This is a genomic window from Streptomyces sp. 8N616 (assembly GCF_052246385.1).
Taxonomy (GTDB): Bacteria; Actinomycetota; Actinomycetes; order Streptomycetales; family Streptomycetaceae; genus Streptomyces.
On record NZ_JBQQBY010000006.1, the window covers coordinates 123,204 to 136,753 of the forward strand.

The 13,550-nt window shown below is 72.8% G+C and carries 11 protein-coding genes; 6 read left to right on the top strand and 5 right to left on the bottom strand.

Annotated elements, in window-relative coordinates; all coding sequences use genetic code 11:
• Positions 1-75 precede the first annotated feature (75 nt).
• The 5 genes from ACTWQC_RS07500 to ACTWQC_RS07520 all read left to right on the top strand — a co-directional run bounded on the left by ACTWQC_RS07500 (position 76) and on the right by ACTWQC_RS07520 (position 5,655).
• Complete coding sequence (locus tag ACTWQC_RS07500; protein ID WP_443314759.1) at positions 76-531, top strand: single-stranded DNA-binding protein; 456 nt, start codon at positions 76-78, stop codon at positions 529-531.
• 357 nt (positions 532-888) lie between these two features.
• Positions 889-2,286 (top strand): LAETG motif-containing sortase-dependent surface protein, encoded by a 1,398-nt coding sequence (locus ACTWQC_RS07505; protein WP_443314760.1) that lies wholly within the window; start codon positions 889-891, stop codon positions 2,284-2,286.
• Between the two features lie 408 nt (positions 2,287-2,694).
• On the top strand, positions 2,695-4,359 hold the full coding sequence (gene ettA / locus ACTWQC_RS07510) for an energy-dependent translational throttle protein EttA (RefSeq protein WP_443314761.1): 1,665 nt from the start codon (positions 2,695-2,697) through the stop codon (positions 4,357-4,359).
• Between the two features lie 4 nt (positions 4,360-4,363).
• Complete coding sequence (locus tag ACTWQC_RS07515; protein ID WP_443314762.1) at positions 4,364-4,795, top strand: acyl-CoA thioesterase; 432 nt, start codon at positions 4,364-4,366, stop codon at positions 4,793-4,795.
• Complete coding sequence (locus ACTWQC_RS07520; protein WP_443314763.1) at positions 4,792-5,655, top strand: hypothetical protein; 864 nt, start codon at positions 4,792-4,794, stop codon at positions 5,653-5,655. The genes ACTWQC_RS07515 and ACTWQC_RS07520 overlap by 4 nt, the downstream gene beginning before the upstream one ends.
• Positions 5,656-5,827: 172 nt before the next feature.
• Here the strand turns inward: ACTWQC_RS07520 and ACTWQC_RS07525 are convergent, their stop codons facing one another.
• Together ACTWQC_RS07525 and ACTWQC_RS07530 are read right to left on the bottom strand one after the other, a co-directional pair.
• Entirely contained in the window at positions 5,828-7,081 is a 1,254-nt protein-coding gene (locus ACTWQC_RS07525) for a cytochrome P450 family protein (protein ID WP_443314764.1), read from the bottom strand.
• A 160-nt stretch (positions 7,082-7,241) separates the two neighbouring features.
• Positions 7,242-7,646, bottom strand: coding sequence for a globin (locus ACTWQC_RS07530; protein ID WP_443314765.1), 405 nt, complete (start codon positions 7,644-7,646; stop codon positions 7,242-7,244).
• Positions 7,647-7,761: 115 nt separating this feature from the next.
• On the opposite strand from ACTWQC_RS07530, the gene ACTWQC_RS07535 reads away from it, so the two are divergent.
• On the top strand, positions 7,762-8,760 hold the full coding sequence (locus tag ACTWQC_RS07535) for a methyltransferase domain-containing protein (protein WP_443314766.1): 999 nt from the start codon (positions 7,762-7,764) through the stop codon (positions 8,758-8,760).
• A 334-nt stretch (positions 8,761-9,094) separates the two neighbouring features.
• Here the strand turns inward: ACTWQC_RS07535 and ACTWQC_RS07540 are convergent, their stop codons facing one another.
• The 3 genes from ACTWQC_RS07540 to ACTWQC_RS07550 all read right to left on the bottom strand — a co-directional run bounded on the left by ACTWQC_RS07540 (position 9,095) and on the right by ACTWQC_RS07550 (position 13,549).
• On the bottom strand, positions 9,095-10,411 hold the full coding sequence (locus ACTWQC_RS07540) for an FHA domain-containing protein (protein ID WP_443314767.1): 1,317 nt from the start codon (positions 10,409-10,411) through the stop codon (positions 9,095-9,097).
• 78 nt (positions 10,412-10,489) lie between these two features.
• Positions 10,490-11,854, bottom strand: coding sequence for a vWA domain-containing protein (locus tag ACTWQC_RS07545; RefSeq protein WP_443314768.1), 1,365 nt, complete (start codon positions 11,852-11,854; stop codon positions 10,490-10,492).
• Positions 11,855-11,902: 48 nt separating this feature from the next.
• Positions 11,903-13,549, bottom strand: a complete 1,647-nt coding sequence (locus ACTWQC_RS07550) for a protein phosphatase 2C domain-containing protein (protein WP_443314865.1) — start codon at positions 13,547-13,549, stop codon at positions 11,903-11,905.
• Position 13,550: the final 1 nt, after the last annotated feature.

Consider the following 13,550-nt stretch of genomic DNA (forward strand, 5'->3'; position numbering starts at 1 on the left):
ATCCACAGGCATCGGCGAGTGTCCGCGACCGCGTGCAGCATGGTGCGTGGGACGAACGAGCGCCGGGGGGCGGACATGGGATTCGAGACGGGATCGGACCTGGGATCGGGCATCGGGTCGGGCATGGGGGCGGACATGAGCGAGACGGCCGTGACGGTGGTGGGCAACGCGGCGACGCAGGTGGACTTGTGGGAGACGGGCGAAGGCGTTCCGAGGGCGCGGTTCAGGCTGGCGGCGACCGCCCGCCGCTGGGACCGGTGGCGGCAGGGCTGGACCGCTGGGCACACCAGCTACTACATGGTGTGGGCCTCGCACGCGCTGGCCGCGAACCTTGCCACGTCCGTGACGGTGGGTGAACCTCTCGTCGTCCAGGGGTGGTTGCGGGTGCGGGAGGAGGAGCACGACGGTCGGCCGCGGCTGTCGGCTGACATCGACGCGACGGCGGTGGGACACGATCTGGCGTGCGGTACCACGGTGTTCCGCCGGGTCTCGGTGGCGAACCCGGCGCTGACGGCACCAATAGGTGGCTAGTTGCTCGTGGTTGATGGCTGATGGCAAGTGGCTGGGCGGCAACTGGACTGGTGCTGGTGCCTGCGTGGCTGCCGCACAGACCGGCCGTCCGCTTCGCGGCCTGTGATCCACTGTGACCTGCAATGGGCGGGTTGCCGAACTGACGCCGAATCAGCCGGGTTTAGCGTGCGGATTTGTCGATGATCCCAGGTCAGCAGGGGTCTTGGCGATAACGATTCCGATTCGGATCGGTTATCGCGTGTGATTGGTGGGGACGCTGTTGCGCTTTATCCCTAGGATCCGACCGTACTCACGGGGGCTCTTGAGTTTGCAAGCGGGGCGCATCCCCCCCACGTCGCCTCGCCCGGAGGGGAATCCATGATTTCTGTACGCAGGCGTGGCTCTGCCCGCCTCGCCGCCGCGGTGCTGGCCTCCGGCCTGGTCGCCGCGGGCGTGATGGCCGCCGCGGGTCCGGCCGCCGCCGACGACGCCGTCCCGAGCTCGGGTGGTGCGACCGCCACCCTTGATGGCTTGAAGATTTTCGACCAGGCGGTCATCAACCATGACGGTGGCAAGCAGAAGGTCGGTGCCGGGCTCTTCGAGATGACCGTCGACGGCGGCGGCACGCTCCAGACGTACTGCATCGACATCCACAACCCGACGCAGAGCAAGGCGCAGTACCAGGAGAAGCCCTGGAGTGCGACGTCGTTGCACAACAACGCCGACGCGGGCAAGATCCGCTGGATCCTGCAGAACTCGTACCCGCAGGTGAACGACCTCAGCAAGCTCGCTGCCGCCGCCGACTCCGGCACGCTGACCGAGAAGACCGCGGCCGCCGGCACCCAGGTCGCGATCTGGCGGTTCTCCGATCAGGCGGAGGTCGAGGCGGTCGACCCCGCGGCGGAGAAGCTCGCCGACTACCTCCAGAAGAGCGCGCAGGACCTCGAGGAGCCGAAGGCGTCGCTGACGCTCGACCCGCCGGCGGTGTCCGGCAAGGCCGGTGACCGGCTCGGCCCGATCACGGTCCACACCGACGCCGCCAGCGTGACGGTCAGCCCCGATCCGGCGTCCGAGGCGACCGGCGTCAAGGTCGTCGACAAGGCGGGCAAGGTCGTCACCAGCGTCGCCAACGGCGGGCAGCTGTTCTTCGACGTGCCGACCGGTACCCCCGACGGCTCGACCTCGCTGACCGCCCAGGCCACCACCACCGTTCCGGTCGGCCGGGCCTTCGCCAGCGACACCAAGAGCCAGACCCAGATCCTCGCCGGTTCCAGCGAGAGCACCGTCTCCGCCACCGCGACCGCGAACTGGGCGAAGAAGGGGCCGATCCCGGCGCTGTCCGCGGAGAAGAACTGCGCCAAGGGCGGTGTGGACGTCACGGCCTCCAACCAGGGGGACGAGCCGTTCACCTTCGAGCTGGACGGGATCAAGCACACCATCGAGGCGGGTAAGTCCGAGACCGTCACCGTCCCGGTGAAGGAGGACCAGGCCTACGACTTCACGATCACCGGTCCGAACGGGTTCGAGAAGAACTTCTCCGGCGTTCTGGACTGCAAGACCGCCGAGACGCCCGGTGACCAGCCCTCCTCCGAGCCGACCCCGGCCACGGCCGGCGGCTCCTCCGAGGGTTCCACCGGCGGCGGGGACGACCTCGCCGAGACCGGCAGCAGCAGCGCCACCCCGGTGATCGCGGGCATTGCCATCGCGCTCCTCGTGGCCGGCGGCGGCACGGTCTTCTTCCTCCGCAAGCGGAAGTCCACGGCGGCGGGCGAGTGATCGCTCACCCGTAGCCGTGCGAGCGCGGAGGCCGGGACCCATGGGGGTCCCGGCCTCCAGTGCGTGCCGGGCGTCCTGACCTCCCGCCCAAAGCGGGTCGCCGTGGATCCGGCCTCCGTGCTCGTACGGGTTCCCGGCCTCCCGCCCGTAGCGGGTCGCTGAGGCCCGGCCTACGGCCCGTAACGGTCCCGGCCTCCACCCGTCCGCCGCCGGGCCGATGTTCATGCCACGTCCGGCCGGGGCCTCCAGGGCAGGTGCCGCGCCCTTGCCACGTCCGGCCGGGGGTGCCGTGGCCTGGGCCCCGAGCCCGTCCCTGAGGGCACCGGTCCTATCTGGTTTTCGCCCGGCGCCGGCGTTACGGCAAGATGGGGTGTATCTGCCCACTCATCGATTGCCGGACGGTTTCTCTTGGCTGAGTTCATCTACACCATGCGCAAGGCGCGCAAGGCGCACGGCGACAAGGTGATCCTCGACGACGTCACGCTGAGCTTCCTGCCCGGCGCGAAGATCGGCGTGGTCGGACCGAACGGCGCCGGGAAGTCGACGGTCCTCAAGATCATGGCCGGGCTCGAGCAGCCGTCCAACGGCGATGCGTTCCTCACCCCCGGCTACAGCGTCGGCATGCTCCTTCAGGAGCCCCCGCTCGACGAGTCCAAGACCGTGCTGGAGAACGTCCAGGACGGCGTCGCCGACACCATCGGCAAGGTCAAGCGGTTCAACGAGATCGCCGAGCAGATGGCGACCGACTACTCCGACGCGCTGCTCGACGAGATGGGCAAGCTCCAGGAGGAGCTGGACCACGCGAACGCCTGGGACCTCGACACCCAGCTCGAGCAGGCCATGGACGCCCTCGGCTGCCCGCCCGGCGACTGGCCCGTCACCAACCTCTCCGGCGGTGAGAAGCGTCGCGTCGCGCTGTGCAAGCTGCTGCTCGAAGCCCCCGACCTGCTGCTCCTCGACGAGCCGACCAACCACCTGGACGCCGAGTCCGTCCAGTGGCTGGAGCAGCACCTCGCGAAGTACGAGGGCACCGTCGTCGCCGTCACCCACGACCGGTACTTCCTCGACAACGTGGCCCAGTGGATCCTCGAGCTCGACCGCGGCCGCGCCATCGCGTACGAGGGCAACTACTCCACGTACCTCGACAAGAAGGCCTCGCGCCTCAAGGTCGAGGGCCAGAAGGACGCCAAGCGGGCCAGGCGCCTGAAGGAAGAGCTGGAGTGGGTCCGCTCCAACGCCAAGGGCCGCCAGGCCAAGTCCAAGGCGCGCCTGACCCGTTACGAGGAGATGGCGGCGGAGGCCGAGAAGACCCGGAAGCTGGACTTCGAGGAGATCCAGATCCCGCCGGGCCCGCGCCTGGGCAACGTCGTGGTCGAGGTCGAGAACCTCTCCAAGGCGTTCGGCGAGAAGGTCCTCATCGACGACCTCTCCTTCACCCTGCCGCGCAACGGCATCGTCGGCATCATCGGCCCCAACGGCGCCGGCAAGACCACCTTGTTCAAGATGATCCAGGGCATGGAGCAGCCGGACGCCGGCACGATCAAGGTCGGCGACACCGTCAAGATCTCCTACGTCGACCAGACCCGCGCCAACATCGACCCGAAGAAGACGCTGTGGGCCGTCGTCTCCGACGAACTGGACTACATCAACGTCGGCCAGGTCGAGATGCCTTCGCGGGCGTACGTCTCCGCGTTCGGCTTCAAGGGCCCGGACCAGCAGAAGCCGGCCGGCGTCCTCTCCGGCGGTGAGCGCAACCGCCTCAACCTGGCGCTCACCCTCAAGCAGGGCGGCAACCTGCTGCTCCTCGACGAGCCGACCAACGACCTCGACGTCGAGACGCTCTCGTCCCTCGAGAACGCGCTGCTGGAGTTCCCCGGCTGCGCCGTGGTCGTCTCCCACGACCGCTGGTTCCTCGACCGCATCGCGACCCACATCCTCGCCTACGAGGGCGACTCCAAGTGGTTCTGGTTCGAGGGCAACTTCGAGTCGTACGAGAAGAACAAGATCGAGCGCCTCGGCCCGGACGCGGCGCGCCCGCACCGCGCCACGTACAAGAAGCTGACCCGGGGCTGAGCGCGTGGCCCGTCACGTCTACGCCTGCCCCCTGCGCTGGTCGGACATGGATGCGTTCGGCCACGTCAACAACGTGGTCTTCCTCCGCTACCTGGAGGAGGCGCGCATCGACTTCATGTTCCGGCTGGCGCCGGGGGAAGGCAGCGCTTCCTTCACGGGCGGCTCCGTGGTGGCCCGCCATGAGATCGACTACCTGCGCCCGCTGGTCCACCGGCACGAGCCGGTGACCATCGAGACGTGGGTGACCAAGATCAGCGCGGCGTCGCTGACCCTGGCGTACGAGATCAAGGACGAGGAGCGGCTGTACGTCCGGGCCTCGACGATCGTCGTGCCGTACAACCTCGAGGAGGAGCGGCCGCGACGGATCACCGCCGAGGAGCGCGCCTTCCTCAAGGAGTACACGGACGACAGCATGGAGGAGGCCGTCGCCGCATGACGGCGCTGCGCCTGGCCGACGCCAGGGAGGCGGCGGATCTCGCCGCCTTCCTCGCCCGGCTGCTGCACTACGACCGCCGCGCGGCGGTACGCCTGCAGGCGGGCGTGGGAGCTCCCCCGCCGCAGGCCGGAGGCGGAGGGGGCGTGCTCGCGGTCTTCGGCCGCCCCGCCTCCTTCGAGGTGCTCGCCATCCGCACCGCCCGGCTGGCCGAGCCGTACGAACTCGACGCCACCGTCTCGGCCGGTCAGCTCGCCGACGCGATCGACGCGGCGACGGCGGGGACGTCGGCGGGGACGTCGGCGGGGACGTCGGCCGGCGGCGGGTCGGCGGTGACCGTGCCCGAGCCGGTGACCGTGCCCGAGCCGGTCACGGGGCCGCCGTGGGCCGGAGTTCTGCCGCCGCGCAGTGGCTGGCGGCAGCTCGAGGGGCTGCCGGAGCCCGAGGACGTCCGGGCGGCGGTCGCGGCGGCCGTCGGCGAATTCCGTGCACGGATCGAGGGCCTCCCCGAGGACCGCCGTACCCGCGCCGAACTCGACCGCATCGGCCGTGAGATCTGGTCCCGCACTCTGGGCGCCACCGAGCTTCCGCTGCGCGCCGTCCACGCCGCCCAGTCGCTGGGCTTCCTGCGGCGGCTCCCGGCCGGGGCGGCGACCGCGGGGCGCGGGGCGGGGCGTGGTGGGGCGGCCGTACCGGTTCCGCGTGGCAACGGTGCGCCGGCGGCTCTTGCGCAGAGGCCGCCGGAGACGGAGACGCTGGCGCTGTTCTCGGCGGGCAGCTGGCTCCGTCTGCGCACGCCCTACGGCTCGATCGCCGTTCGCCGCACGGCCCTCGCGCCGGGGCTGGCCGTCACCCCTGCGTGACCGGCTTTGCCTCCACGTTCCCGGTCCCCGCGCCATTGAGGCGTGGTTCCTCGCCGAGACAACGGTGCGCAACCCGCCGTCGGGGTTCCCGCCTCGTACGCGGCTGCACGCCGGTGGTCGGGTTGTGCCCACTTGTTCCGCCCTGCGGAACGACTGCCCACAACGGGGTGGGTCAGTCGGAGGGTACGGCTGTGACCGGTAGGCGGCGGGGGCCTCGGACCAATAGGCCCGGGCGGTACGGGAGTTCCATCGGCTCCGCTGCCAGGCGCAGGCCCGGGAAGGCGGCGAAGAGCCGGGGCAGGGCGGTCGCCGCCTCCAGCCTGGCCAGGCGGGACCCGACGCAGAAGTGCGGGCCGTGTCCGAAGGCGACGTGGGGCGCTGCGCGTTCGGGCCCGGCCCCGTAGCGGTCCGGGCGGAAGGCGTTCGGGTCCGGGAAGCGGGACGGGTCGCGGTTGGCGGCCGCGAGGACCGCGAGGACCGAGGCGCCCGCCGGGATGCGGGCGCCGTCGCCGAGGTCCACCGCCTCGGTCGTACGCCGCCACGTCGTGCCCTCCAGCGGACTCGCGTGCCGCAGCGCCTCCTCCACGACCGCCGCCCACCGCTCGGGACCCTCCCGGCGCGCCGCCGCCAGCTCGTGCGGATGTGTGAGCAGCAGCAGCGACGCCGAGGCCAGCAGGTTCATCGTGGTCTCGTAACCCGCGAAGAGCAGCAGGAAGGCCATGGCCAGCAGTTCGCCGTCGTCGAGACCGCCCTCCGACGAGTCGTGCACCAGCGCGCTGAACAGGTCCCCGCCCGGCGCCCGCCGCTTCTCGGCGATCAGCCCGGTGAAGTAGCCGTACAGCCGCGTCCACGCCTCGTCGACCGCACCCTGCTCGAGGGCGTCCGCGGGCGACCCCACCCGGTACGTCCACGCGCGCAGGTCGTCGCGGTCGGCCTCCGGCACCCCCAGCACCTCGCCGATCACCAGCACCGGCAGCGGGAACGCGAAGGCGTCGACGAGGTCCGCGGAGCCGTCCCGGTCCAGCCGCGCGGCGAGATCGCGTACGAGCCCGTCCGTGAGGTCCTCGATGCGCGGCCGCAGCGCGTCGACCCGGCGCGGTGAGAAGGCCGCGGAGGTGAGCCGGCGGAGGCGGGTGTGGTCCGGGGCGTCGGAGTTGAGCATGTGGCGCGCGAGGCAGGCGCGGGCGCGCTGTGCGGGGGAGTCGGGCTTGGGGCGGCCCGCGGCGTGCGGCGGGACGTTCGAGAACCGGGGGTCGGTGAGCACCGCCCGCGTCTGCTCGTAGCCGGTGACCAGCCAGGCGTGCGTGCCGTTGGCGAGGGCGACCCGCGCCACGGGCCTCTGCGAGCGCAGGGCGGCGTAGTACGGGTACGGGTCGCGGGCGAAGGACTCGTCCGCGGGGTCGAGCACCTCGGGCTCGGCTGCCACGGGACAGGCCGGACCGACTACGGCGGGGGCGGCAGGGCCGGCAGGGCCGGCAGGTGCAGCAGGTGCGGCAGGTCCGGCAGGTACGAGGTCGGCTGGGTCGGCTGGGTCGGGCACCCGCCCATCCTGGCAGGTCAGGCAGGCCGGCAGAGTGACCGGGGCCTCAGTCCGCCGTGTTGATCATGGAAGCGGCCGCGTATTCGAGGTAGCTCCACAGCTGCGCCTCGTGCTCCGGCGCCAGCTCCAGCTCGTCGACCGCGGTGCGCATGTGGCGCAGCCACGCATCGTGCGCGGCCCGGTTCACCGTGAACGGCGCGTGCCGCATCCGCAGCCGCGGGTGCCCGCGGTTGTCGCTGTACGTGCGCGGCCCGCCCCAGTACTGCATGAGGAACAGGGTGAGCCGCTCCTCGGCCGGCCCCAGGTCCTCCTCCGGGTACATCGGCCGCAGCTCCGGATCCCCGGCGACGCCCTCGTAGAAGCGGTGCACCAGCTTGCGGAAAGTCGGCTCCCCGCCGACCTGCTCGTAGAAGGTCTGCTCCTGCACCGTGCCACGTGGAATCTCAGTCACCCACCCATGGTCTCAGACACCCGGCCTAGGACCAGAGGCCTCCGTCCTGCCCTCTGCTTCAGCCCGCCCGGACACGGGTGTCGCGCCGCGCGGCCGCCCGCAGGACAGTGGAGGCATGACGGAGGCCGCGGACGCACGGACGGAGGTGGCGGCCGCGGTGGCGCGGGCCGCGCTCGTGCGCACGATCGCCACCGACGGCTGGCTCGCGGATCCCGCGTGGCGGGCGGCGTTCGAGGATGTGCCGCGCCATCTGTTCGTGCCCTACTACTACGTGCCGGTCAGGGGTGGCTTCGAGCGGCTGTCGTCCGGCGACCCCGACCCGGGCGTACGGACCCGCTGGCTCTCCGGCGCGTACGCCGACACACCCCTGGCCATCCGCGTCCGCGACGGCGAGCTCATCTCCTCCAGCAGTCAGCCCTCGCTGATGGCTCGGATGCTGGAGTCGCTGCACGTGCGCGACGGGGACACGGTCCTGGAGATCGGCGCGGGGTCCGGCTACAACGCGGCGCTGCTCGCCCACCGGCTGGGCGAGGACCGGGTCACGACCGTGGACCTCGACCCGGAGATCACCGAGTCCGCCCGCGGCCACCTCGCCGCGGCCGGATACCACCCCGCGGTCGTCACGGGCGACGGGGCGCGCGGCTGCCCGTCGAGCGCTCCCTTCGACCGCATCCTGGCGACCTGCGCGCTGACGTCCGTACCGCGCGACTGGCTCGAGCAGTGCCGGCCGGGCGGGCTCGTCCTGGCTCCGCTCGCGACCGGCCTGCTCGCACTGCGCGTCGACGACCCCGGCCATGCGGAAGGCCGGTTCCTGAACACGCCCGCGTACTTCGTGCCGCTGCGCGATGGGCCCGAGCCCGGGCACCGGCCGCAGGACACAGGTCGTACGGACGTCAGCGGGGTCCCGCAACACGTCCTGCGGCACGAGCCGTTCCACTTCCTGCTCAGCCTGACCGCGGGCCGGCTGAACGCGCGGGAGGCCTACGAGTTGTGGCAGCGCGAACGCCACCCCGAGCACGCCCGCTTCGGCGTCACGGTCCGCGGCGCGCGCCAGTGGGCATGGCTGGACGACCCGTCGGGCCCGGACGCCTGGCCGCTGCTCGGCGACGCCTGAAGCGCCGCTGCCTGCGGCGTGTTCCCCTGACCCGTCCCCAGCTACCGCTGGGAGGTGCCCCCATCCCGAAACTGGGGCGCCGCCCCAGATCCCCGGGATCCAGGGACGGAGCCCCTGGTTACGGGGTGGGGCGAGATGGGGACAGACCTGCCGGACAATTGCGCACGAAACGGAATCCCCCGGCGGGGGCTGGCGCATCGTCGCGGACCGCGGACCGCGGACCGCGGGCCGGTGGTCGGGGTCCGCCCACCCTCGCCCATGGCCTGAACGGCATGGGGGCACCCTCATCGCCCCGCGGGAACGATTGCCCACAACCGGCCGCCGTAGTCCCGGCTCAGCCCCTGCGGAGCGTGATCGTGGTCCAGGCGCCCACGTGGACGCGGTCGCCTTCCTGGAGCGGTACCGGGACGAAGGGCTGGATCGGGTCCTCCCCGCCGTTGATCGTGGTGCCGTTGGTGGAGTCCTGGTCGACCACCGACCAGGACCCGTCGGGCTGCGCGACGAGCACCGCGTGCTGGTGCGAGACGCCCGGGTCCTCCGGGGGGCGGGACAGGTCGATGTCGGGGGACTCGCCGGTGCTGTGCCGGCGGCGGCCGATGGTGACCTGGCTGCCGGTGAGCGGGAGTTGCTGCGCGGGCGAGTACGCCGGGAGGTTGAGCCCGGCAGCCTCCGGGCCGCTGCGGCCCATCATCGCCATGAAGTACTGGCGGTCCGGGGCCACGACCGCGACCCAGCCGGCCGGCTGGGCGGCCTGCGGCGCGCCCGGTACCTGGCCGGTGCCCGGGCCGGGCCCCGGCGCTGGGGCCTGGGCGGGCGGCTGAAGCGTCCAGTCATTACCGCCACCGCCACCGCCTCCACCGCCGAAGTCCGGGGCACCGGACGGCGCCGGGGCATGCTGCGGGTACGGGCCCTGCGGCGGGACACCGTGCAGCGGCTGCTGCGGCTGCTGCGGGGTCAGCGGCTCGGCCGGGCGGTTGACTTGGGATGGCCGCGAGCTCTGGTAGTCGAAGCCGTCCGGTGACTGGGGCTGCTGCGGCGCCTGGGGTGCCTGCGGTTGCTGCTGCGGCGGCTGGAACAGGCCCGGCGGCTGCATGCCGGGAGACGGCGGGGCCGGCGGCGCGAACGTCGGCGAGTGCGTCAGGAAGTTGTAGCGGCACTCCTCGCAGAACGGCGCCTGCGCCTCGCGCGGCGTACGGCACTGCGGGCACAGCTCCGCCTGCGCGGTGGCGTTCGGGTCGAAACCGGGACCAGCAGCGGGACCGGGCCCAGGACCCGGACCGGCACCAGGGCCGTACGGACCGCCTGGCGCCGGGGGCTGGTTCGGGTTCGGGTACCCGTAACCTCCCTGCGCTGCGGGCTGGTTCGGGTTCGGGTTCGGGTACCCGTAACCCCCCGGCGCGGGCTGGTTCGGATTCGGGTTCGGATACCCGTAACCCCCCGGCGCGGGCTGGTTCGGATTCGGGTTCGGATACCCGTAGCCGCCCTCAGGCGCTCCGGGTCCTCCCGGCCCCCCGGGCGCGCCCGGAATCGGCGGGGGCGGGGGTGGCGGCGGGACGGTACCGGCGGGAGCCGCGGCACCGGCCATGTGGTGTCCGCAGACCTCGCACCAGTCGTCGGAACCCGACTGGTGTCCGTTCGGGCAGGTCGGCATGTCGGTGCTTCCCCCTCTCACCTCGGCCCCTCCGGACCGTCTTTCTTGCGTTGCGACTGCTCAGGGACTGTTTCCGGACTACTTCTTGACGCGAACCGTCTTCGTCGACCGCGTCTCGAGAGTCATCTCGTCAGCTTCCGCGACCCTCGCCTTCAATCGCACAGTACCTGTCGCCGCGTCGACCACGTCCACCACCTTCGCAAGCAGTTTCGCCGTCTCGGCATTCCCCGAGGCGTTCGCCAGCTGCACGGCCCGGCCCAACTTCGCGGTCGCTCCGTCCCGATCGCCCGACTTGCGGGCATCGATCCCCTGTTGGATGACCTGTGCCAGTTCGGCCTGGCCCGTATAGTGCGCGACCTGCGGGTTGATGGAGGTGGATGCGGCCACGTCGTCCGTCCACACGGCCCGTACGAGCCCCTGCGCCAGGGTCTCCGGCGGGCCGTCGTCCGGCGCCGGCACGATCAGCGAGACCCGGGTGGCCAGCATCTCCTGGCCCACGCCCGCCGCCGGCACCCGTACGCACACGTGATAGTCGCGCGACTCGTCGCCCCACGAGCCCGTCGGATAGTCCCCGGCGCGCGGTCCGGCGTCCGTCCGCCTGCCGGTCAGGTCCTCGACCTTCGGCGCCACCTGCTTCACGAACGCGATGTGCGCGCCCACCGGGGTCCACAGCCGCAGACTCACGTCCGCGACCTCCTTGCCCATCGCGGTCTCCATCATCTGCGTGAAGTCCGCGGCGAGAGCGGCCGGATCGGCCACGATGTCGGCGCTGCCGAGCAGCGCGGAGGCGATCCCGGTGACCTCCTTGACCTCCCAGTCCGTGCCCACGCCGCGCGCGTCGCAGGTGAACCGGCCCGCGCACGCGTCGAGCGCGGCCTGCAGATCCTCCGGCGACTCGTGCTCGTTGCGCCCGTCGGTCAGCAGAATGCCGTGGCGGATGACCTCCTGCTGAGGCGAAGACGCATCGGCGGTGGCGAGCAGCCGGTCGGCCAGCCGCAGCCACGTGCCGATGGCCGTGCCGCCGCCCGCGCTCAGCTTGCGCAGCGCCTGCCTGGCCTGGGCGCGCGTGTCCGCGTCTGCGGTCGCCAGACGGCCGCGGCCCGGGTAGACCTCGCTCGCCCGGTGGGTGCCGCTGACGACCGCGAACGCGACGCCGTCCCGCAGGGCGTCGATCGCGGCGGCGGTCGCGTCGCGCGCGTTGCGCAGCTTCGTGGGCGGGTAGTCCATGGAGCCGGAGCAGTCGACCATGATGACGACGGCGGCGCCGGGCCCGGTGTCCCGGGAGTACGTCCGGGAGGTCAGCGGCATCCCGCCGGTCGTGCCGCCGCCGGTGGCGGTGACCGTGACGATGGCGTTCACCTCGCGGCCGCCCTCGGGGAGGTACGCGTTCTGGTACACCTCGGCCGAGAACCGCGGCACGTTCGACTTGGAGAAGTTGGCCATCCGATACGCCCCCCACGCATGATGCCTGAAACTGAATCGCGGTGTCGCTCAGGCCGATCCTGCCCCCGCGGCGGGGGAGGGGAACGGCACCACGGCCACTGTTACGTTGTCGTGGCCCCCGCCGTCCAGTGCGTAACCCACCAGCGTCCTGGCGCTGTGCAGCGGCCGGGCGCGGGCGTCGGCCGGTACGGCCAGGGCCATCTCGTCCGCGCCCTCCGCGTAGTTCCACAGCCCGTCGGTGCAGACCACGACCACGCCCGGCCGGTCCGGCTTGAACGACGCGGTGTGCGGCTCGAGTTCGTACGCGTCGGCGCCGAGCCAGCCGGTGATCGCATGCGCGCGCTCGTCCGCGTACGCCTCGGCCTCCGACATCAGGCCCGTGGCGACCATCTGGGCGGCCCAGGAGTCGTCCTCGGTCAGCCGCGCGGCCGTGGCCGTACGGTCGTCCGGCACCCAGTACGCCCGGCTGTCGCCGATCCAGCCGACCGTGAGGATGCCGGAGGCGACGATGGCCGAGACGATGGTGCAGGCGGGGGCGTTCTCGTGGTGGCGGTGCGGGTCGTGCTCCTGCGGCTGGTTCGGTGCGGCCGCAAGGGAGTTGACGGCCTCGGCGGCGGCCAGGATCGCGTCGTGCATCGCCTGCTGCGGGTGGGTGCCGCGCGGGAGGGCGGCGAGGAGCGACTCGCTCGCGGCGTCGGACGCCGCCTGCGAGGCCTCGTCGGGCCGCGTCGCCGACGACACGCCGTCGCAGACGACGGCGACGACGGCGGGCGAGCTGTCGGGCAGCGCGGTGGCGGACACGGCGAACGCGTCCTCGTTGCGGTGGTGCCGCAGCCCGCGGTCGCTGACGGCCGCGACGCTGTCGAGCACCTGCTCCATGTGGTCCCGCTTACGGGGCTGGGCGTGCCCGCAGTGCCCGCAGTAGCCGTCTCGGTCGACGACCCCGGCCCGGCAGGCGACGCAGGTCTCGCCCGCGCCCGCGCGCCCTTCCGCGGCAGCGGAACCGGCCGCCCCGCCGCCCGGGGTGTCGTCCACCGTCCGCGGGGGCGCGGCGAGTCCGTACGCATCGGCCGTCCGCGGATCGACGGGCGCACCGCCGCTCTCGGCGGCGGGAGGCGCCAACGGGTAGTCGCCCGCGCCGGCGGTCGGGCCGCCGGACGACGGCTCCCCTCCGGCATCCGCCGACGCCCGGTCCTCGGGCGCGGACGCGGGGGCAGCCGCGGCCGAGCCGCGAGACACGGCTGCCGCACCCAGAGTCGGAGGCGGCGGCGTTGCCGAGTCCGCGCACGCCAAGTCCGCGGGCCTGTGGGCCGCTTGGGCGGCGGGCGGGATGCCCGTGCCAGGTGCGGGTCCTGCCGCGGGGGTCGTGCCCGCCGTTGTCGGTGGATGCTCGGGCAGTGGGGGGACCGCGGCGCCGTCCGGGAGCCGGGTGGCCGGGACCGGCGGAGGCGGCGCCATTCCGCCCTGGCCGACCGGCTCCGCCGCCGTCCCGCTCTCCGTACTGGGCCGCCCGGCGGCGCCGTCCGGGGCCGCCGGTGCGTGGCCGGGCCGCGGCGGGGCGGCGGCCGCCGGGCGGTCGGCCGGTGGCCGCGGCGCGGCCGAGAGGTCGGTTCCGCATGCGCCGCAGAAGTTGTCACCCGACTCCAGCGGCTCGTCGCAGCGCGGGCAGGCGGACAGCTGAGGCACCTGGGGCATC